The organism is Rhodobacter capsulatus (assembly GCF_005144475.1).
In the GTDB taxonomy this organism is placed as follows: domain Bacteria; phylum Pseudomonadota; class Alphaproteobacteria; order Rhodobacterales; family Rhodobacteraceae; genus Rhodobacter; species Rhodobacter capsulatus_C.
On sequence record NZ_SWJZ01000022.1, the window covers coordinates 45238 to 65890 of the forward strand.

General features: G+C 64.5%; 13 protein-coding genes, 1 tRNA gene and 1 pseudogene. 9 read left to right on the top strand and 6 right to left on the bottom strand.

Annotated features, from left to right (window positions below):
* Positions 1-67 precede the first annotated feature (67 nt).
* From FBT96_RS07335 to FBT96_RS07355, 5 genes are all read left to right on the top strand, one after another.
* Entirely contained in the window at positions 68-2107 is a 2040-nt protein-coding gene (locus FBT96_RS07335) for an ASKHA domain-containing protein (RefSeq protein WP_136905656.1), read from the top strand.
* Positions 2108-2141: 34 nt separating this feature from the next.
* Positions 2142-2215 (top strand) — tRNA-Gly (locus FBT96_RS07340).
* A 56-nt stretch (positions 2216-2271) separates the two neighbouring features.
* Positions 2272-3372: a site-specific integrase gene (locus FBT96_RS07345; RefSeq protein WP_136905657.1), complete on the top strand. Its 1101-nt coding sequence runs from the start codon at positions 2272-2274 to the stop codon at positions 3370-3372.
* On the top strand, positions 3339-3680 hold the full coding sequence (locus FBT96_RS07350; protein WP_169583289.1) for a hypothetical protein: 342 nt from the start codon (positions 3339-3341) through the stop codon (positions 3678-3680). The genes FBT96_RS07345 and FBT96_RS07350 overlap by 34 nt, the downstream gene beginning before the upstream one ends.
* A 390-nt stretch (positions 3681-4070) precedes the next feature.
* The gene (locus tag FBT96_RS07355) at positions 4071-4787 is read left to right on the top strand and encodes a type VI secretion system-associated protein TagO (protein ID WP_136905659.1); all 717 of its coding nucleotides are present in this window, start codon (positions 4071-4073) and stop codon (positions 4785-4787) included.
* Between the two features lie 134 nt (positions 4788-4921).
* Here the strand turns inward: FBT96_RS07355 and FBT96_RS07360 are convergent, their stop codons facing one another.
* Positions 4922-5464, bottom strand: a complete 543-nt coding sequence (locus FBT96_RS07360; protein ID WP_136905660.1) for a recombinase family protein — start codon at positions 5462-5464, stop codon at positions 4922-4924.
* A gap of 680 nt (positions 5465-6144) precedes the next feature.
* Between FBT96_RS07360 and FBT96_RS07365 the strand changes: the two genes are divergently transcribed.
* Together FBT96_RS07365 and FBT96_RS07370 are read left to right on the top strand one after the other, a co-directional pair.
* Entirely contained in the window at positions 6145-7563 is a 1419-nt protein-coding gene (locus tag FBT96_RS07365; RefSeq protein WP_136905661.1) for a hypothetical protein, read from the top strand.
* 336 nt (positions 7564-7899) lie between these two features.
* Positions 7900-8022 (top strand): annotated as a pseudogene (locus FBT96_RS07370) (hypothetical protein); the annotation flags it as partial.
* 238 nt (positions 8023-8260) lie between these two features.
* Here the strand turns inward: FBT96_RS07370 and FBT96_RS20630 are convergent.
* Together FBT96_RS20630 and FBT96_RS07380 are read right to left on the bottom strand one after the other, a co-directional pair.
* Positions 8261-8506 carry a hypothetical protein gene (locus FBT96_RS20630; protein ID WP_169583291.1) on the bottom strand — a complete coding sequence of 82 codons (246 nt, stop codon included), beginning with the start codon at positions 8504-8506 and terminating at the stop codon, positions 8261-8263.
* A 534-nt stretch (positions 8507-9040) separates the two neighbouring features.
* Complete coding sequence (locus tag FBT96_RS07380) at positions 9041-10894, bottom strand: O-linked N-acetylglucosamine transferase, SPINDLY family protein (RefSeq protein WP_136905663.1); 1854 nt, start codon at positions 10892-10894, stop codon at positions 9041-9043.
* A 288-nt stretch (positions 10895-11182) separates the two neighbouring features.
* On the opposite strand from FBT96_RS07380, the gene FBT96_RS07385 reads away from it, so the two are divergent.
* Positions 11183-13954, top strand: coding sequence for a beta strand repeat-containing protein (locus tag FBT96_RS07385; protein WP_136905664.1), 2772 nt, complete (start codon positions 11183-11185; stop codon positions 13952-13954).
* Positions 13955-14189: 235 nt separating this feature from the next.
* Here the strand turns inward: FBT96_RS07385 and FBT96_RS07390 are convergent, their stop codons facing one another.
* The 3 genes from FBT96_RS07390 to FBT96_RS07400 are packed head-to-tail and all read right to left on the bottom strand — an operon-like array spanning position 14190 to position 18339.
* On the bottom strand, positions 14190-14798 hold the full coding sequence (locus tag FBT96_RS07390) for a class I SAM-dependent methyltransferase (protein WP_136905665.1): 609 nt from the start codon (positions 14796-14798) through the stop codon (positions 14190-14192).
* Positions 14799-14848: 50 nt separating this feature from the next.
* Entirely contained in the window at positions 14849-16165 is a 1317-nt protein-coding gene (locus FBT96_RS07395; RefSeq protein WP_136905666.1) for an HlyD family type I secretion periplasmic adaptor subunit, read from the bottom strand.
* Positions 16162-18339 carry a peptidase domain-containing ABC transporter gene (locus FBT96_RS07400; protein ID WP_136905667.1) on the bottom strand — a complete coding sequence of 726 codons (2178 nt, stop codon included), beginning with the start codon at positions 18337-18339 and terminating at the stop codon, positions 16162-16164. The genes FBT96_RS07395 and FBT96_RS07400 overlap by 4 nt, the downstream gene beginning before the upstream one ends.
* Before the next feature lie 189 nt (positions 18340-18528).
* Between FBT96_RS07400 and FBT96_RS07405 the strand changes: the two genes are divergently transcribed.
* Complete coding sequence (locus tag FBT96_RS07405) at positions 18529-20439, top strand: cation-translocating P-type ATPase (protein ID WP_394347661.1); 1911 nt, start codon at positions 18529-18531, stop codon at positions 20437-20439.
* Positions 20440-20653: the final 214 nt, after the last annotated feature.

Below are 20653 nucleotides of genomic sequence, written 5' to 3' on the forward strand. Positions count from 1 at the left end.
TGTCGCAGTCGGGCTTTGCCTTGCGCCTGCGCTGCCCTAGAACGGGATTTGAAACAGGGAGAGCGCGATGAGTGACGACGCATTGGTGATTTTCACGCCCTCGGGCAAACGCGGTCGGGTCGCCCGGGGCACCTCGGTTCTGGCGGCGGCCCGCGCGCTGGGCGTCGATCTTGACTCCGTCTGCGGTGGCCGCGGCATCTGTTCGAAATGCCAGATCTCTCCGGGCTATGGCGACTTTCCCAAACATGGCGTCAGCGTCGGCGCCGAGGCGCTCAGCCCGCTCAACGCGGTCGAGGAGCGCTACGATCGCATCCGCGGCCTGAAGGAGGGGCGGCGGCTGGGCTGTCAGGCCTGCGTGATGGGCGATGTGGTGATCGACGTGCCCGCCGAGAGCCAGGTGCACAAGCAGGTGATCCGCAAATCCGCCTCCGAGCGGGTGATGGAGATGGACCCGGCCACCCGGCCGCTTTACGTCGAAGTTGCCGAGCCCTCGATGCACGAGCCCTCAAGCGATTTCGAACGCCTTGCGGCGGCTTTGGAAAGCCAATGGCAGATCAGGGGCTTGCAGGTCGATCTTGCAGTTCTGTCGGGGCTGCAGCCGGTCTTGCGCAAGGGCAATTGGCAGGTCACGGCGGCGGTGCAGGAGGCGGGCGACGGTTCCGCGCCGCGGCTGGTGGCGCTGTTCCCGGGCCTGCGCGAGGCGCCGCTTTACGGCCTGGCGATCGACCTTGGCTCGACCACGATCGCGGGGCATCTGGTGGCGCTCGATGATGGCCGGGTGCTGGCCTCCTCGGGGCTGATGAACCCGCAGATCCGCTTTGGCGAGGATCTGATGAGCCGCGTCAGCTACGCGATGATGAACCCGGGCGGCGCGGCCGAGATGACGGCGGCGGTGCGCGGCGCGCTCGCCACGCTGGCCGAGGCGTTGGCGCTGGAGGCCGGGATCGACGCTGCCGCCGTGGTCGAGGCGGTGATCGTCTGCAATCCGGTCATGCACCATCTTTTGCTCGGCCTCGATCCGGTCGAGCTGGGTCAGGCACCCTTCGCGCTGGCGACGGGGCAGGGGCTGACCCTTTCTGCCGCCGAGATCGGGCTGACGCCCATCGCAGCGGGCGCCCGGGCCTATATCCTGCCCTTGATCGCGGGCCATGTCGGCGCCGATTGCGCGGCCGTGGCGCTGTCGGAGGCGCCCGAAACCCGCGAGGATCTGTCGCTGATCGTCGATGTCGGCACCAATGCCGAGATCCTTCTGGGCAACAGCACGCGGGTTCTGGCCTGTTCCTCGCCCACCGGTCCGGCCTTTGAAGGGGCGCAGATTTCGTCCGGGCAGCGCGCGGCGCCGGGCGCGATCGAGCGCATCGAGATCGATCCGCTGACGAAGGAGCCGCGGTTCCGCATCATCGGCAATGACCACTGGTCGGACGATCCGGCCTTCGGCACGCCGGGGATCACCGGGATCTGCGGCTCGGGCATCATCGAGGCGGTGGCGGAGATGCGGATCGCGGGGATCCTCGATGCCTCGGGGCTGATCGGCTCGGCCGAGCAGGTGGGCACGGCGCGCTGTGTGCCGATGGGGCGGACGCAGGAATACGTGATCCATGACGCCAGCGCCGCGGGCGGGCCGCGGATCACCGTGACGCAGGGCGACATCCGGGCGATTCAGCTTGCGAAATCCGCGCTTTACGCGGGCGCGCGGCTGCTCATGGACGAGATGGGGGTGGACCGGGTCGACCGCGTCGTTCTGGCCGGGGCCTTTGGCGCCCATATCAGCCCGAAACATGCGATGGTGCTGGGGATGATCCCCGACGTGCCGCTGGCGGCGGTCACTTCGGCGGGCAATGCCGCGGGGACGGGCGCGCGGATGGCGCTGTGTTCGGTGGCGGCGCGGCGGGGGATCGAGGCGCAGGTGCGGCGGATCGTGAAGATCGAGACCGCGATCGAGCCGCGCTTTCAGGAACATTTCGTGGCGGCCAATGCGATCCCGCACGCGACCGACCCCTTCCCGGAGCTGGCCACGGTGGTCACGCTGCCCGAGGTCAACTTCAACGCGGGCGGCTCGGGCGATGGTGGCGGCCGCCGTCGTCGCCGTGCTCAGATCGGCGCTTGACGGCGGGGGTGGCATCGCTTATCTGACGCTCAACGCGGGTGTAGCTCAATGGTAGAGCCGCAGCTTCCCAAGCTGATGACGAGGGTTCGATTCCCTTCACCCGCTCCAACAAATCCGACATTTGCAAAGAAACTCAATGGCTTACGCTATTTTGAGGTCTATGCATGTCCACAAATCTGCCCACGCGTCACACCACTTTGCGCAGCGGCCACCTCTACTACAACCGCCGCGTTCCCTCTCATGCCCAGCGCGCTTTCGGCCCTCAGCTTCGGATCAGAATCAAGGATCAGGCGGAAGCGGAACGGCTGACCCGCAGGCTCAACGACCTTTGGGCCGAGGAACACGTCACCCTGCCGATTGACCTGCAAGCCCTTCTGGCGGCCACAGCCCCCAAGCCGACAACGCTCACCACGATTGCGGCGGAATATGTCGAGGTCCGGGGGATACAGGAAAACCCCACGATCAGTTCGGCCCTGATGCTGGCGGAATTGTCGGGAGATATCGCGATCCAGAATTACAGCAGGCAGGACGCAAGGAACTTCACCCAAACGCTTCTTGAGCGGGGGATGCGGTCAACCTCGGTCAGGCGGCGGCTCAACTGCCTTTCGGCGATCTTCAACTATGCCTATGCCGAATATGAGGTGGCGGGCAGAAACCCTTTTGCGCGCGTTCTGATCGCCCGTGAGGGGGCCGACAAGGTGCGCAGGCTCCCCTTCCTGCCAAGTGAACTTCCTGCCCTCTATGACGCCTGTATGGTCTCTGAGAAGCGGTTGCGCTGGGCGGTTCCAGTGCTTGGCGAGACGGGATGCAGGATTGCGGAAGTGATCGGGTTGCGCCGTGCTGACGTGGCGAAAGATGCCTCACACATGGCGATCTGTCCCCATACGGCGAGACGGCTGAAAACCTCCGGCTCTGCCCGTGACCTGCCCCTTGTCGGACCTGCCCGAGAGGCAATGCGCTTGTTGCTGGCAACCTGCGAGGGCGAGTTTCTGTTTCCCGAATACCTGCGGGAGGGCGAGATACTGGCTACCCATGCGGGAAACACGCTGAACAAATGGCTCAAGCGGCAGTCTGGCGGCAAGACGGCCCATTGCCTGAGGCATACCTTCAGGGATCGGTTGCGGGCGGTGGAGTGCCCGTTGGAACTTCTTGACGCGTTGGGAGGATGGAGTAGCGTGCAAGGCGCTGGGCGGCGCTATGGAAGCGGCTACAGTCTTGAGCAGAAGCGGGAATGGCTGCTTCGGATTTCTTTGGCTCGAATATGAATTGGGGAAGACACATGAAAAGAACCGTCGCCGCCATTGCCGTTCTTGTTGTTGCGTCGTGTGACGTATCAACTGCGACCAATGTTCACTCCTACAACGGAAATTCGGTAGAAATTGAACTCTATGGCGACACCTTCGCCTTTGGCACCGAGGAACAACAGAAGGCGCAACTTGATGTAGCCAAGGCGCAGGCTGAGGGTGTATGCGGCGGCCCCGCCCGTTTCCTCTCGCGTCGGATGGAAGAAAAGCCGCAAAACGGAATTTACTATGTTCCTGCGGCAAATCTTGCACTCTTCAAGTGCATGTAGGGCCTCTGAGAAGCGGCTACAGCATAGACCAGAAGCGGGAATGGCTGATGCGGATTAATCGAAACTTTAAAGGGGTCGCAGAATGAAGCGATATGTGACTATCATTTGCACTCTGGCATTCCCCGCAATTGCACAGGAGCCAGTAGCAACGCAATTCAATGGCTATTCCTTGGAGTTATCCATAGCGTCCACCTCTCCGATAAACTTGGCGTCCATTCCATCCGAAGCAACGATCAAGGCGGAGAAAGTGTGCAAATCTGTCGGGAAAATTCCCGAGGCGCAGGAGGTACGAAAGGTATCGGATTTCAAATATACAGCCTTCTACTTGTGCCTTTAGCGCCGGACCGCTTCATATGGAAAACCGTGTAAAGAATTCGGAGAGAGATTGAGATGAAATATAAGGTCACATCCAGAATTTTTTCCGTTTTGACCGCTTACTCTTTTGCCTGTAGCGCAAGTTACGCCGATGATGCAGAATTAATTTCTGAGGCAAAAAAATGCAGCGCGCTAGATGGTGCAGGTTTCCGCATGACCTGCTACGACTCAATATTCAAAGGCAACGGAAAAGCGCTCCTCCCCGTTCCTGCGCCTGAGGCCACGCCGGAACCTCAAGCTCAAGGGACTGAGGGAGAGGAAATCATCGATCTGCGAACCGAGGTTAGCCCGGGTGCTCAGTGGCATTACTCGGAAAAAAGGAGCGAACTTGACGGGCGCAAAGACGTTTGGCTTAGCAACGAAAGCATCAACACTCATTCCAATCAAATCGGCACCCCGGAACATGCGACCCTTTGGTTGAGATGTCAGGGAAACACAACCTCGGTTATCTTGAGTTTCAATAGCTACATCTCGGACAATCAATCGGTCCCCTATCGCTTTGACGAGGGAAGCGTTCAAAAGATCGGAATGGTGACCGCTGCGGGTGGCGAGGGGCTTGGCTTATGGTCTGGCGGCAAATCAATTCCATTCATCAAGTCGATTTTCGGAAAATCGAAATTGGTCATATCGTTCAACTCTTACAGCAGCAGGAATATAGAGTTTTCCTTTGATGTCTCTGGGTTGAGGGATAGAATTGACAACTTGGCCGCCGCTTGCAAATGGAGTCCGTGAGATAAATAATTTCAAATATTTCGCTCCGGCGTTCACCTGCAAGGCTTAAACGTAATTCTTTCCTGCGGACTCAGACCCGAAAACCCGCCAAGCCGATTTCCCTTGTCAGAAATCTGGGGGGTCCCAAGCCCCCCTTACCCGTTCAACGTCCGATGCACGGTCATGCGGCTGATCCCCATCACCTCGGCGATCTTGTAGGTGGACAACCCCTCTTCGCTCAGTTGCTTGATTCGATCCCTGTCAATCGTTGCCTTGCGCCCCTTATACACCCCTTTCGCCTTCGCCTTGGCGATCCCCTCTGCCTGCCGCTGCTTGAGAATGGACCGCTCGAACTCGGCAACTGCCCCAAGGATCGAAAGATACAGCTTAGACGCCCCATCGCTGCCCTCTGGCGGGAAGGTCAGGTTATCTTTAACGAACCGGATCGAGACGCCTTTCGCGTTGAGTTCCTGCACAATCGCCAGAAGGTCTTGCAGATTGCGGGCAAGGCGATCAATCGACCACACCACTACGCTATCCCCCTCTCTCACCCAACCGATCAGGTCTTGCAGCGCGGGGCGATCCTTGGCGGTGGCCCCTGAGACCTTTTCCTCAAACAGCTTGTCCACTTCCCCTATGTCTTGACGATCAAGAGACTGATCGAGGGTAGAGACGCGACGATAACCGACAGTAGCCATAGCGACACCTCCAAGGTGGTAACTTATGACTCTAGAGTTACCATCGCGACGGTAACATTTCAACGATTCGATCCTATTGTTACCATCTCGGCTTGCCTGCGCAGTAACAGAAGAATGGCAACGCTGGGGTATGCCCTTGAGTGACTACCTTTCCCGCTTGCACCATCACTGTTACCCTTGGCCGATTTCAGGGGGGAGATATGCGCTAGATCGCCATTGCCGCTTTGCAACCACCTCCAGACCGTCGAAGAACTGACCCTGGGATTTCCTGCCCCCTCATTGCCTCAACGTGCCCCTGCCGAGGGGATTAGCGAACTCTGCATTTCCAGAGACGACAGAGAGGCGCAAAACGAGGCGGATTTCCACAAGTGCTTGATATTGCTTTTATATTATGAGCGCGAGGCAAGAATCGCGGTCAAGCCGCTGAATCGAAAGGCGAATCACGTCGCAACAGCGGCGTATAATCTAACGCTTTGATTTACTTGACTTTTGACGATTTTTCTTGGTGATCTCCAGAATCCGTGCTATGGCTTCATCGCCAGTCAAGCACTGGCTCAGCACAGCTACCCCGCACCGAGAGGATCGCGGGCTTTTTTGTGTCTGCACTCTAGAACTTAAAACTGCCTGCCCCGCCCCGCAAGGATCGCGGGATTTTTCATTTCAGCAACACCGAGGAAATTATGCCTAAAGATGCGAGATCATTTCAACGAGAGTCCGATCAATTTGGGATTCTCCTTGAAGCCAGCAGCCAAGTTTACACAGACTTCGAACCCGCCAATGATTTCACTACCAATTTCATTTTGGGGAAACTTCTCGAACTAGGCTTGGAACTCAGCCCAAAGAACAAGCACCATTATAAAAAGATTTGTGCAACCTGCGACTTTTTCGTGGCCGCGAGATATGCGCGCAATGGTTTAATTATCTGGTTAGGCGGAAATGATGAATATGTGGGGGCGATGTATGGCGGGGTAATTGCAAGGGAAATGCGCGAGAGGTTCATCAATGCCGGATGGATGCGAAAGGTGCAGAAATCCAGCAAAAAAGACAAGTTAGCGAGCATCTACGAAACGTCAATACCATTTGAGACAGAGCAGCTTCGATTTAAGCCACATGGAAAAACCCAACCCGTCATTGTCAGATCGAGAAAGAAACGAGCGCCCGATGGGAAAATTACGGGAGGCAAACGTATAAGCGCGAAAAAATTCGGCGATCAATATGAAAAAGAACTGGATTTCGTCAGGGAAATTAACTCAGCAATGGCTGCAAACCCCCTCACCACCCTTGACGGGCGAGCGTTTCGGCATGGCAAGCGCATTTTTAATAATGGAAGTTTGACACAAGGCGGAAGGATGTACGGTCCTTGGCAGCAATACAGAGAAGTAGAGCGGTTGGAAATGACAATAGACGAAGAACCCGTCTGCGAAATTGACCTAAAGGCTTCATACCTGAACCTTGCGAACATCCACTACGGAAATGGGGCACCTTTGCCACAAGACCCTTATCAAAGAATCTGGTTTGTAGAGAGAGAAATTGATCCTGACAGAAAGCATAGCATGCGAGCATTAGCGAAAAAACTCTTAAGCACTGCTGTTGGAAATGAAAGCGAAACCGGAGCACTAAACCGCACCACCTTTCCAAAAGGAAGAGAGTATTGGGACAGAGACGCAAAAAGGATGAAAGCCACCCCGATAAGAAAAGAATTTAACCTGCCTAAGGGTGCGAAAGCAAAAGACTACTACGCAGATATTTTCCGGGCATATCCATTCCTAACAGAGGCCGAGGGAAAATGGGCGGAATTAATGCATCTGGAAAGCCAAATCATTCTTGGCGCAGTTCACAAGTTGGCACAGGAAGGCATAGCAACCTATCCCGTACATGACTCCTTGATCTGCAAAGTATCAGATAAAAATAGAACCATCGAAGCCATTCACGCAATGATGATGCACTATCTAGGAGCAACCTTCTATGTGGATGCGAGCATTTTAGGTCAAGATGTGGAAATTGTCCCGCCATTAGGCAACATAACTTATCAGTGCAACAGAACAGTATCAGTGGATTGGGGGGTAGATGAAGATATATCACTTATAGAAGAAGATTAATTAATTAAGAAGGAAGAGAGAGAACAGAGAGTATAGAGGAAGAAAATGAGTGGAACATTTGGCGCTGAAAAGATGCGCTGCCCGCATTATACGAAACGAATCGTCCGTGCGTCGAGGTGGGAGGGCCGATTCAAAGTAGCAGGAGATAGGCAATATTGGGTCTGCACATTAAATACCCCTCCAGAGGCTCGCACCCTTTGCCCTTACCAACCAAAGTGCGGTGGATGCACAACACGCTGTGACTTTGATGCCTTTGGGCAGACGGACGGTTAGCTCTGGTGATGACACTAGGAGGCCCCTTAGGGGGCTTCCTTATCATAGGTCGGGTCAAACGAGGCTATTGGCGTCGATCTGGACTACACCGAGATCAGTAGCAGCGGGAACATGATCCTGCTTGTGGCCTCGGGGACGGCTGTTCGCATCGGGGACGGCTGTTCGCATCGGGTGACGGGAAACTGACCCTGTCCCACATCTTGTCCCACATTGTGGGATTTGCTACCTTGTCGGCAGTTTCCTTGCGGGTGTCGGCCACGGCCAACTCGTTGGGCGGGGACGAAAGATGCCATTGAACTGAAAGGAAAATGGTATCGTTAGCTCAATGGTAGAGCCGCAGCTTCCCAAGCTGATGACGAGGGTTCGATTCCCTTCACCCGCTCCAATACCCCTAAATTCACAAAGAAGATCAGTCGCTTCGGCTTCACGCGGTGTCGCGAAGGCACACCGGTCGGCCCGCCGCTGCACCGCTTTGCGCGGCGGTCCCCCGGCGATTGCCGCTGCGTCCCGATCCGCCCCGGCTGTCTTCGGATGTCCTCGGCCCGGGCAAGACCGCCGACAAGACCGCCACGACGGCGATCAGGATCAGGGCCAGCAGCCCCGCCATGCCGCAGATCGCCGGTTTGAAGCCGACACGGGCCGGGAAGGCGGCGCCGGGTAAAGAAGCCAAGCCCCTTCTTCGTATTTGTCGCGCTGGTCGGTGCCGTTGCCCGCGACCTCGTAAAGCAGGAAGAGCCAAGCAAGCGTCCCCGGGCCGAAGCTATAAGCCGGCAAAAGCACCAGCATCCGCAACGCGCCATCGGGAAGCATGAGGGCCGATGGGAGGTGCCTTTTTGCTGAGGGCTTCGGGCAACAGGTCGGGCCAGGCCCGGCCCAGATCGCGCACAAGATCGCCGATCAGGGTTTCGGTCTTGGGAAAGTCGGCGGCATCAAACCGCAACCGCCCCGCACGCCCTCGGCGCAAAGCGCATGAGCCGCCGGAACCCGGCCAGAGGTCCGGGGCGGCCAAGGCAGGCGAAAGCCGCGGCGGCCTCGGGGTCGGGGCGGATGGTTTATGTATTTCCTGAATGCGGGAAGTATATTCCCGGTCCAGGGAAGCTTGCAGGACGATCGGCCGACAGGTCGTCATCGGACGGTTCGCAATGCGCCCGTTGCGGGGCGCAAGGCGGTTCCGCGGGCCCGCAGACCAGCGCCTCGGACCGCGTCAAAGCGCGGCCCGGCCCGCCAGCAGCGCGGCTTCGAAGCGGCGGGTGAAATCCTCGGCATCGCCCAGCGTGCGCTCCCAGGCGCCGGTCGCCAGATGCGCCTTGAGCGCCCCGAGCCGCGCCGGATCCGTGCCGATCGCCACCGCCAGATCCTCGTAGCCCGCCAGATCCTCGGCGATGCAGTCGGGCAGGCCGATCGCGGTCAGAAGGCTTGCCCCCATCCGGGCGGCAAAGGCCCGGCCGCGCGTGGTGATCAGCGGCAGCCCCATGCGCAACGCATCCGAGGCGATGGTGCCCGCGTTGTAAGGCGTGGTGTCGAGGAAGAGATCGGCCAAAGCCAGCCGGGCGCGGTAGCGCGCGGGATCGGTGCGGGCGGCAAAGATCAGCCGCTCGGGCGCCAGCCCCGCCGCGGCCCAGCGCGCCGTCAGCGCCGCGCGCGATTGCGGATTGTCGTCGATGATCCAGAGCACCGAACCGGGAACCCGGGCGACGATGCGGCCCCAGGCGCCCCAGACCGCCTCGGTCAGCTTGTAATGATGCGAGACGCAGGTGAAGACGATCGCGTCCTCGGGCAGGCCTTCCTCGGCGCGGGTGACGGCGGGCAGCTGCGGCACGACGCCGTCATTGGCCTGATAGCAGCCCGCGATCCGCAGCGGGCGCGGGCTGTATTCGGCCTCGGTCCCGGGCGGCACGGTGACCGCGTCGCACAGCAGGTAATCCAGCTCGGGCAGCGGCACCGGACCGATATAGCCCAGATAGGTCACCTGCATCGGCGCCGGTTTCGCCCGCAAGATCGCCGGACGCGCGCCCTTGGTCAGGCCGTTCAGATCGATCAGGATGTCGATTTCATCGGCGCGGATGCGCGCGGCGGCGGCCTCGTCGGTCATCTCCTGGATCGGCACGTGATGGTCGAGCGCCGCCAGCACCCGGGCGCGCACGTCGCTGCCATCGTCGCGGGTGGCATCGTAGCCCCAGATCTCGAAACGCGCGCGGTCATGGCGTTCCAGAAGCTCGGCGATCAGATAGCTCATCGCATGGCGGCAGAAATCCGAAGACAGATAGCCGATCCGCAGCCGGTCGTGGGCATAGCCGCCCGCAGGGGCGAGCAGCTGCGGCGCGGCGGGCACCTTGCGGCCGATCCAGCTGGCGCAGATCTCGGCCTGACGCGCCGGATCATCGACCAGCGCCAGCGCGGCGAGAGGGCCCGCATGCTGCGCCGCCATCGTCTCGGAAACGCCGGGCACCGCCACCTCGGTCGCCGGCCAGGCGGTGGTGCGCTGGCGGTTGTGCACCAGATGCTGGATCACGTCGGGCTGGTCGGGCTCGATGAGCAGCGCCGCCCTCGCCTCCTCGATCGCCTCGCCCAGACGGCCGCGGTCTTCCAGCAGCCGCGCCAACTGGATGTGGATCTGTCGGCGCGCCTCGGCGGGGGGCAACAGCTCGCGCCAGACGCTCAGCGCGGCATCGGGGGCGCCCGCCGCCTCGAAGGCCAGCCCGCGGCCCAGACCCGCCTGCCAGAGGCCGGGCCGCAGCCGCTGTGCCGTTTCGAGCGCCGCCGTCGCCTCGCCATGTTGCCCCGTCCGTTGCAGCGCGACACCGAGATTGTACCAGGCCGCCGCCGAGTCGCCCTTTTGCCCGTGCTGCAGAAGCCAGGCGCGATAAAGCGCCACCCCCTGCGCCGGGGCCACGGCCTCGCCGATGCTGACCAGCCCCTCGATCCCGAGCGCCGCCACCGCCCGCGCCAGATGCGGCGCCAGATCGCCCTGGGCGGTGAAGCCGCCGGGCTGGTGCAGCGCCGCGGCGATCGTCTGGGTGTCGCCGGGCAGGGGCAGGAACGGAACGACGGATGGCAAGGGCAAACTCCTTCTGGATGCCGACCTTCGCAGAGGCCTCGGCGCAAGCCTCGCATCGCAAGGTAAATCCGCGGTAAACAACGGCCGGTTTCGCGCCTCAAAGCCGGGGTTGAATTGAATTCGACCTAATTTTCTTCGGGTCCGATGGCCCGGAAGGGGCGGATTTAACGGCTCCGTAACGGCTTGTGCGCATCGTCCGATGTCATGTGTGGCCGAGAACCGGCCGATGCCTGTCGGGGGAACGCCCCGACGGAGCAGATTGTTGATCCTTCAACCCGGGAACGTACCATGACGGCCATTTCCAATATGACGACGACCCAGATTGCCGCGCTGGAGACGGCGGCAATCGCGGCTCTCACGACGGCGGATGTCGCCTCGATGTCTTCCGCCCAGCTCGGGGCGCTGACCAGCGACCAGCTGCCGGTGCTCGGCACCGCCAACCTGCGCGTGCTGACCTCGACGCAACTCGCCGGGCTGACGGCGACCCAGGTTCCGACGCTGCTTGACACCCAGGTCGTGGTGCTGACCACCGCGGGCATCAAGGGGCTGAGCGCGGCGGCGATCGGCGCGCTGACCTCCGATCAGGCCGCCGTGCTGTCCTCGAGCCAGATCGCCGCGCTGACCACGACGCAGCTTCCCAACCTCACCACGACCACCCTTGCGGGGCTGACGGCGACCGGCGTCGGCGGCCTTTCCTCGGCGCAGATCACCGCCCTGAGCAGCGCCGCCGCGGCCGCGCTGACCGCCGAGCAGATTGCCGGCCTCACCACGTCCGCCGTCAAGGGTCTGGAATCGAGCGAACTTGCCGCCTTCACCTCGGCGCAGCTGGCGGGCTTCACCACCGCGCAGATCGCCGCGCTCGGCTCGACCCAGCTTGACGATCTGACCACCACCCAGGCGCCGCTCCTGAGCACCGCGCAGGTCGCCGCGCTGAACGCCACGGCGATTGCCGGGCTCAGCTCGGGCTTCATCGGCGCGCTTGACGGCGCCCGGATCGGCGCGCTGTCGTCGAAACAGGTCGCGGCGCTGACGTCGACGCAGATCGACGACATCACCACCACCGCGCTCACCAGCCTGACCACCACGGCGGTGAAGGGGCTCGGCTCGGCCCAGGTGAGCGCGCTGACCAACGCGCAGGTGGGTCAGCTGAGCACCGCCCAGATCGCCAATCTGAGCGCCACCGCCGTCAAGGGCCTGTCCTCGGCGGATCTGAACACCAACATGAGCTCGACCCAGGTCGCGGCGATGACCACGGCGCAACTGGCCGCGCTGTCCTCGGCGCAGCTGGCGGGCGTCAGCACGGCGACCGTCGCCGGGCTGACCTCGACGCAGATCGGCGCGCTCAGCGCCACCGGCATCGTCGGCGTCACCACGGCCACCGTCGGGGCGCTGACCTCGGCGCAGGTCAAGGGGCTGACCGACAAGCAGCTGGCGGTCATGACCACGGGCCAGATCGCGGCGATCGGCACGGCGGCCATCGACGATCTGAGCACGGCGGCGATCAAGGGCCTCGGCTCGGTGCAGGTCGGTGCGATGACCACGACCCAGCTTGGCCAGCTGACCTCGACGCAGATCGGCCAGCTTTCGACGGCCGGGATCAAGGGGCTCGCCGCGGCGGATCTGACCGCGCTCAGCTCGACGCAGATCGGCGGTCTGACCTCGACGCAGATCGCGACGATGACGACCGCCCAGGTCGGCGGCATCGAAAGCGCCGATATCGCCAGCCTGACCACCGCGGCGGTCAAGGGCCTGACCTCGGCGCAGATCGCGGCGCTTTCCGATGCCCAGGCGGCGGCGCTGACCTCGCTTCAGATCGGCTTGCTCTCGACCGCGGCGGTCAAGGGGCTCAGCACGGCCGACATGGCGGCGCTGACCACGGCCGAAGCGCAGGCGCTGACCTCGGCACAGATCGGCGTGCTCAGCTCGGCGCAGGTCCGGGCGATGACCACGGCGCAGATCGCCGCGCTTGGCACGGCGCAGATCAAGGGCTTCACCGCCGGCAACATTGTTGGCTTCGAAACCGCCGACATCGTGGCGCTGACCACTGCCCAGGCCGCGGCGCTGAGCTCGGCCCAGGTCGCCGCCCTGAGCACGGCGCTGGTCGCGGCGATGGAAACGGCCGATCTCGCCAAGCTTTCGGCCGCGGCCTTCAAGGGCTTCACCGCGGCGCAGGTCACCGCGCTGACCACGGCGCAGGCGGCGGCGATCGGCACCGATCAGATCGCGCAGATCACCACGGCGGCGATCAAGGGGCTCGAGAGCGCCGATATCGCCGCGCTCTCCAATGCCACGCTGGCGAAGCTGACGACGGCACAGATGGGCGCCCTCAGCTCGGCGCAGCTGGCCGGTCTGACCACCGCGCAGATCAACGGCGTGCTGACCACGGCGCAGGTCAAGGCGCTTGGTGCGGCCGCTCTGGCGGGTCTTGGCACGGATGACATCGTGGCGCTGACGACGGATCATGCGGCCGCGCTGACCTCGGCGCAGGTGGCGGCGCTCAGCACCGGGCAGATCGCCGCGCTTGAGCTTGCGGATTTCGCCAAGCTGGCGACGGCTGCGATCAAAGGCCTGAGCTCGACCCAGCTCGCGGCTCTGAGCACGTCGCAGATCGACGCCCTGACCACCGATCAGGCGAAGGCTCTGACGGCGACCCAGGTTGCGACGCTGTCGACCGCCCAGATCGGTGCGCTCGAAAGCCAGGACTTCGGGGCGCTGACTTCCGCGGCGGTGAAGGCGCTGACCACGGTTCAGCTGGCGGCGCTGACCTCGGAACAGGGGGCGGGCTTCACGACGGCGCAGATCGCCAGCCTGACGAGCGCGCAGATCGGGGCGATGTCCGTCGCGGCGCTGAACGAGCTGACCGCGGGCGCCGTTGCGGCGCTGGACACCAAGCAGGTCACGGCGCTGACCACCGCCCAGCTTTCGGGCCTTGACGCGGGCATGCTCGGGGCGATGGAAACGGCGGATCTCGCCGCGCTGACCTCGACCCAGACGGCGGCGTTCAGCACGACGCAGCTCGGCTATCTGAGCGACGAACAGCGCTCGGCGCTGCTGCTCTGATCCGATCCGACAACGGCCGCTTCCGCTTCGGCGGAGGCGGTCTTCCCGATCCGGGGCTTCCGTCTGGAAGCCCCGTTTTCATGTCCGGCCCCGACTGACGGCCCCGACCGACGGCGCCTCGATGCCCTTCGGGGCGGCGGGAGCGGGCAGGCGCATCAAGATGCAGAAAAAGGCCCGGATCGGATGATCCGGGCCTTTCGCGGTCCTGTGCTTCGTCTTGTCGGCGCCGGGCCGGTCAGGCCGCGGCGAGCCGGGTGCCAACCCCCCACAGCGCGAAGCGGCCGTCGCGTTCGACGGTCACGCCCGCGAAACCGGCGCGGGTCAGGTGCTCCTTCAGCGACTTGGCGGTGAAGCCGGTGCGATGGCCCATGAAGATGTTGCCTTCGGCCAGCGCGGGGCGATAGCCGTAAAGGATGTCGAGCGGCGAAATCGGGCCGAGGCTCGACATGTAGGCGGGCTCTTCGAGCTGACCTTCGGCCACAAGCGTCGCCACCTGCTGCAGATCGGGCATGGTCACCAGCGCGAAGCCGCCCGGTTTCAGCACCCGGATGAACTCGGCCAGCGCCACCGGAACCTCATGCGGCGCCAGATGTTCGAGGTTGTGCGACGACCAGACGGCATCGACGCTGGCATCGCCGACGGCCGACATGTCGGTCAGGCTGGCGACGATATCGGGGGCGACGTCGGGATCGATGTCGAGCCGCAGCTCGCGCCAGTCGGACAGCGGGAAATAGGCCTCGGGCAGTTTCGCCGGATGCGCGAGACCGCAGCCGACATGCAGCACGGTCCTGGTCTTGGTCATCGGCACCGCATCGGCGGTTTCGATCGGGGTCGCATCGGTCATGGGATTCTCCTTCATGGGGCGATCTGAAACGGGGGGAACGGGCATGGCGATCACGGATCGCGCAGCGCTTCGGCCAATCCGCGCAGGATCGGCTCGAAAAATGTGGACAGGACGGAACGGGTGCCGGTGTGGATCTCGGCCGAAAGCGTCATGCCGGGCAGAAGCGTGGCAGAGGGCGGCAGGTTGTTCAGCACGGCGCCGGGATCGAGCGCCACATGGGCGGGATGCTGCGCCTCCGAGGCGCCCTGGCTGCGGTAGCTGGCATGGCCGACTTCGGTCAGGGTGCCGGTCAGCTGGCCGTGTTCGCGCCAGGGGAAGGCGTCGATCTTGATCGAGACGGGATCGCCCGCGACGACCCGTCCGGCATCGGTCGAGCGCAGCCCGATCTCGGCCAGAATCGGCACATCGGTCGGCACCAGAACCACCACCGGATTGCCCGCCGGGATCAGGCTGCCGACACCGCCCTCGGCGACGCGCAGCACCACGCCCGGACGGGGGGCGACCAGATCGGCCATTTCCCGCAGCGCGCGGGCCTTGGCGATCTGCTCCTCGACGACCTGCAGCCGCGGCTGCGCTTCGGCCAGCTGCTCGCTGGCGGTGCGTTTCAGACTGGTCAGGAACATCCGATGTTCGGCGATGGCGCGCTCGCGGCGGTCGCGCAATTCGGCCAGGCGGCTTTCATGGGCGCGCTGGTCGGCCTCGGCGCGCAGCCGCATCAACCGCGCATCCAGCACCGCCAGTTGCGAGCCGCTCTGGCGTTCGGCCAGGGTGTTGCGCATCGTCTCGACCTCGCGCAGGATCGACAGCTGTTCGCGCAGCCCCGTGCCATCGCGGGTCTCCGCGGCAATCAAGGCCTCGGCCGAGGCGATTTCGGCCTGCAGCGCCTCGGCCTTGGTGCGGCTTTCCAGCCGCCGCTCGGCCAGCACATCGGCTTCCGCGGCCAGCGCCGGGCCGGTTTCAAGAAGCGTGCCGCCATCCAGTTCCGCAGTCAGCCGCGCGATCCGGGCCGAGAGCGCATCGCGCTCGGCTTCCAGCGCGGCAAGGTCGGCCTCGGGCTGGGTCGGATCGAGCCGCGCCAGCAGCTGCCCCGCCACGACGACATCGCCCGGACGCACCAGCAGCGCATCCAGCCGGGTGCTGGCGGCGGGGCGCAGCATCAGCGGCGGCTCGGCCGCGGCAAGCTGGCCCGGGGCGCTGACCACCACATCGACGCGCAGAAGCGCAGCCAGCCCGACGAGACCCGCGAGCAGCGCCGCCGCCAGAAACGGCCAGAGCCGCAACAGGATCGGCACCGGCTCGACCTGCACCCGGTCGAGATCGTCCTGAAACGCGATTGCCGCGCGGTCGATGCTTCCAAGCCGGATCATTCCGTCTGCCCCGCCTGTTGCAGCCAAAGATGGCGATAGGTCGTCGAACGCGCCAGCAACACCGCATGGGGCGCGAAATCCTCGATCCGGCCGCGATCCAGCACCAGGATCGCATCCGATCGCGCCAGCGAACTCATCCGGTGCGAGACCACGATCACCGTGCGGCCCTGCGCGATGGCGGCGAGATTGCGGTTCACCACCGCCTCGGATTCCGGGTCAAGCGCGCTGGTCGCCTCGTCGAGGATCAGGATCGGCGGATCGGCCAGCAGCGCCCGCGCCAGCGCGATGCGTTGCCGCTGCCCGCCCGACAGGTTCGCCCCGCCTTCCTCGACCGGGGTGTCCAGCCCCTGCGGCAGCCGGTCGATGAATTCCGCCGCGCCCGCAAGCGTCGCGGCACGCAGCACCGCCTCGTGGCTGGCATCGGGGCGGGCGAGCGCGATGTTTTCGCGCAAGGTGCCGCGAAACAGCACGTTTTCCTGCAGCACGATGCCGACCGAGCGGCGCAGATGGTCAAGATCGATGTGGCGCGCGTCGTTGCCGTCGTAAAGGATGCGGCCCGATTGCGCCGATCCGATGCCCTGCAACAGCCGCGTCAGCGTCGTCTTGCCCGAGCCCGAACGGCCGACGATGCCGATCACCTGCCCGGCGGCGATGTCGAGGGTCAGATGATCGAGCGCAGGCGTCGCGGTGCCGGGATAGGTGAAGCACAGATCCTCGATCCGGATCGCCCCGCGCAAGGGCGGGCGGATCGGTCGCACCTCGGGGCCGCGCTCGGGCGGGTGGTCCATCACGCCGCGCAGGGTGCGCACGGCCAGCGCCGCTTCCTGCCATTCGTTGATCAGCCCGACGATCTGCACCAGCGGGCCGGTGACCCGTCCGGACAGCATCATGAAGGCGACCAAAGTGCCGACGCTGATCTGCCCCGAGAGCACCTGTTCGGCGCCAAGGCCCAGAACCGCGACCTGCATCAGCCGCTCCATCAGCGAGGTCAGCGCGCTGACGGTGGCGGAAAGTTCCCCCACCTGCCACTGGCTGCGGATGGTGCGTGCGAGCGCGGTTTCCCAAAGCCCGCGCCGCGTGCCCTCCAGCACCAGCGCCTTCACCGTCCGCATGTTGTGCAGCGTCTCGACCAGATGCGCCTGCCGCCCCGCCTCGGCGTCGTAAAGCGCCGAAAGACGTCGTTGCAGCGCGGGCAGGAACAGCGCCAGAAGCCCGGCGATGGTCAGCGCAAAGCCCAGCACGACCAGCGTCATCAGCCCCGACAAAAGCGCCAGAAGCGTCAGCAGCACCGGCAAAAGCGCCGCATCCAGCATCGTCTGAAACAGCCGCCCCACCAGAAAATGCCGTATCTTTTCGGTCAGTTGCATGTTGCGGGCCAGAACCCCCGCGGCCGTCGTCTCAAACACCGACAAAGGCAGCGACAAAAGATGGGCATGCACCGCCGCGCCGATCCGCGCATCGAGCCGCCCGCCGCAGATCTGCATCAGGCGTTGGCGCACATAGCTGAAGGCCGCGTCGAACAGCACCAGAAACACATAGACCGACAGCACCGCGGCCAGCGTGTTCCAGCTGTGCGAGGAAATCACGCTGTCGATCATCACCTGCATCAGGAAGGGCAGGGAGAAGGCGATCAGGTTGCCCGCCAGCACCGCCACCGCGACGCCGCCAAACAGCGCGCGCTGTTCCAGCAGCGCCGGCATGAACCAGCCCAGGCCGAACGGCCGCCGCGCCGATGTTTCGGTCTTGCGCAGCCGCGCCAGGATCAGCCGCCCCGACCAGCGCGCCTCGAACTCGGCCTGCGGCAGGAACAGGATCCCTTCGCCCTCGCGCGCGGGGTCAAGGATCGCGGCATGCGGCCCCGCGGGCAGATCGACGGTATGGGCGAGGATGAACCAGCGGCCGTCCTTGCCCTCGCACAGCGCCGGATAGGCCGAGCCGAGCCCCTTGGCGCTGCGCCAGCTGCCGCCGGTGATCTGGCGGGTGCGGAAGCCCGCGCGCTGAAAGGTCGTCTCGATCTTCGGGGCGATGCTGCCCTCTTCGAGGCTGGGGATCTCGGTCACCGGCAGGGTGACGCCGTGGTGCAGACAGATCAGGAACAGGCCCCGCAACGCCGTCATCTGCGGCGAGCCGAGGGCGATGTCTTCCTGTTGGCGGGGCGAAAGCGCGTGGGTCATGCGGGCAAGCTACGCCAGCTTGATTAACAGCTTCTTTCCGCGACAGAGATTTCGCCGCGATTTCGGGGGCGTGGGCGCGGCACGATTGCGGCGCTTTGCGCTTGTCTCGGCTCTGGCCGCGGCCGGGCCGATCGCGCTAAGAGGGAGCAGCCCCGGCCCGTTGCGGCCAAGGGACATCGGCAGGACGGGATGATCGGGATGAACGGGATGAACGAAGAGACGCAACGGCTGGTCCTGACCGGGTTGACCCTTCTGGGCATGACCGTGGCGGCGCTTGCGCATTGGCTTGCGCCCGGTTTTGGCGGCGGCTGGTTGGAAACGGCCGCGCTTGTTTCCGTCTTCGGCTTTGGCGGCGTGCCTGCGGCGCATCGGGCCCTTGGCGCGCTGATCGAGGAGCGCCAGCTCGACATCGATCTTCTGATGGTGGTCGCGGCGCTGGCCGCCGCGGCGGTGGGGGCGGCGCTGGAAGGGGCGGTGCTGCTGAGCTTGTTCAGCCTTTCGACCACGCTCGAACACCGGGCGATGGGCCGCGCCCGCCGCACCATCGAGGCGCTGATGGAGCTGCGCCCCGACCGCGCGCTGAAACGGCAGGGCGCGGACACGGTCGAGGTGGCGGTCGAAACCCTGGTGCCGGGCGATGTGGTGATCTTGCGCCCCGGCGCGCGGGTGCCGGTCGATGGCGTCATCGTCGCGGGCGAGGGGGCGATCGACGAAAGCACGATCACCGGCGAATCCGTCCCCGTCCACAAGGCCCCGGGGGCGCAGGTCTTTGAGGCCACGGTGAACCTGCATGGCGTCCTCGAGATCGAGGTGCGCCGCGAGCTGGGCGAAAGCACCGTGGCGCGGATGATCGCGCTGGTGACCGAGGCGCAGGCGGCGCGCTCGCCCTCGGAGCGGTTCTCGGCCTGGTTCGGGCAGCGCTACACCGTGGCGGTGCTGCTGGCCGCGGTCTCGGCCTTTGCGGCGTTCTGGGCGATCGGGCATGGCTGGAACGCGGCGCTTTACAAGGCGGCGACGCTGCTGGTGGCGGCAAGTCCCTGCGCCATCGTGATTTCCGTGCCCGCCGCGATCCTCTCGGCGCTGTCGGTGGCGGCGCGGGGCGGGGTCCTGTTCAAGGGCGGCGCGGCCTTGGAGACGCTCGCCAAGGTCGAGACCTTCGCCTTTGACAAGACCGGCACGCTGACCACCGGCAAGCAGGAGATCGTCGATATCCACTGCGAGGGCGACGCGGCGACGTTCCTGGCCCGTCTGGCCGGGATCGAGGCGCATTCCGAACATCCGATTGCCACGGCGATCCGCCAGCACGTCGCCGCCCGCGGCATCGTTCCGCTGCCGGTGCGCGAGGCCAAGGCCGTGCCGGGCGAGGGCATGGTGGCGGTCGATGACGAGGGGGTGATCTGGGCGGGCAATGCGCGGCTGGCGGCCCGGATGGGGGCGCGGGCGGCCGAGACGCTGGCGCTGCCTGCGGTTTTGGAAACCGCGCCGCGGACGCTGGTGCTTTTGGGGCGGGGCGCGAGGATCCTCGGCGGGGTGACCTGCGAGGACCGCCCGCGCGACAGCACTGCGGCGGGGCTTGCGGCCTTGCGGGCGGGCGGGGTCGGGCAGATCGCGATGCTGACCGGCGACCGGCGCGCGGTGGCGGAGCGGATCGGCGCCGAGCTTGGCATCGGCGCGGATGAAATCCACGCCGATCTGCGCCCCGAGGACAAGGTGACGATCGTCGCCGAACTGGCGGCGCGGGGCCGGGTCGCTTTCGTCGGCGACGGGGTGAACGACGCGGCGGCGCTGGCGCGGGCGGATGTGGGGATCGCGATGGGGGTTGCGGGCTCCGAGGTGGCGCTGCAGGCGGCCGATGTGGCGCTTCTGGCCGACGACATCGCGCGGCTCTCCGAGGCGCATCGTCTGGCGCGGCGCACGGCGCGGATCATCCGGCAGAACCTTGTCTTCGCGATGGGGGCGATGGCGGTTCTGGTGGTTTCGGGGCTGTTTTGGAACCTGCCCTTGCCGATCGCGGTGATCGGCCACGAGGGCGGCACCGTGCTGGTGGTGCTCAACGGCCTGCGCCTGCTCGCCGATCCGATCCGCAAGGGCAGGGGCTGATCGCGGCAGCCTGCGGCGATTCGGCCTCCCGCGCCGCGCCGCCGCAAAACCGCCGCTTGCGCACCGGGCACGGTTCCGCCGCCGCCCCGCCGCGGCCTCGCCGCGCGCCTGCCACCGCATCGCCGCAGCGATGAACAAAGCCGGGTCCGCGCGCGGCCGCGGTAAGGGATTGTTCACCACGCAGCAGAACTTGACCTGCAATCGAGGGGGGGGC

Bases quoted from the DNA above. Each gene is read 5' to 3' on its own strand.
- FBT96_RS07335 (WP_136905656.1), top strand. From the start codon at position 68: ATGAGTGACGACGCATTGGTGATTTTCACGCCCTCGGGCAAACGCGGT.
- FBT96_RS07345 (WP_136905657.1), top strand. From the start codon at position 2,272: ATGTCCACAAATCTGCCCACGCGTCACACCACTTTGCGCAGCGGCCAC.
- FBT96_RS07350 (WP_169583289.1), top strand. From the start codon at position 3,339: ATGGCTGCTTCGGATTTCTTTGGCTCGAATATGAATTGGGGAAGACAC.
- FBT96_RS07355 (WP_136905659.1), top strand. From the start codon at position 4,071: ATGAAATATAAGGTCACATCCAGAATTTTTTCCGTTTTGACCGCTTAC.
- FBT96_RS07360 (WP_136905660.1), bottom strand. From the start codon at position 5,464: ATGGCTACTGTCGGTTATCGTCGCGTCTCTACCCTCGATCAGTCTCTT.
- FBT96_RS07365 (WP_136905661.1), top strand. From the start codon at position 6,145: ATGCCTAAAGATGCGAGATCATTTCAACGAGAGTCCGATCAATTTGGG.
- FBT96_RS07385 (WP_136905664.1), top strand. From the start codon at position 11,183: ATGACGGCCATTTCCAATATGACGACGACCCAGATTGCCGCGCTGGAG.
- FBT96_RS07390 (WP_136905665.1), bottom strand. From the start codon at position 14,798: ATGACCGATGCGACCCCGATCGAAACCGCCGATGCGGTGCCGATGACC.
- FBT96_RS07395 (WP_136905666.1), bottom strand. From the start codon at position 16,165: ATGATCCGGCTTGGAAGCATCGACCGCGCGGCAATCGCGTTTCAGGAC.
- FBT96_RS07400 (WP_136905667.1), bottom strand. From the start codon at position 18,339: ATGACCCACGCGCTTTCGCCCCGCCAACAGGAAGACATCGCCCTCGGC.
- FBT96_RS07405 (WP_394347661.1), top strand. From the start codon at position 18,529: ATGATCGGGATGAACGGGATGAACGAAGAGACGCAACGGCTGGTCCTG.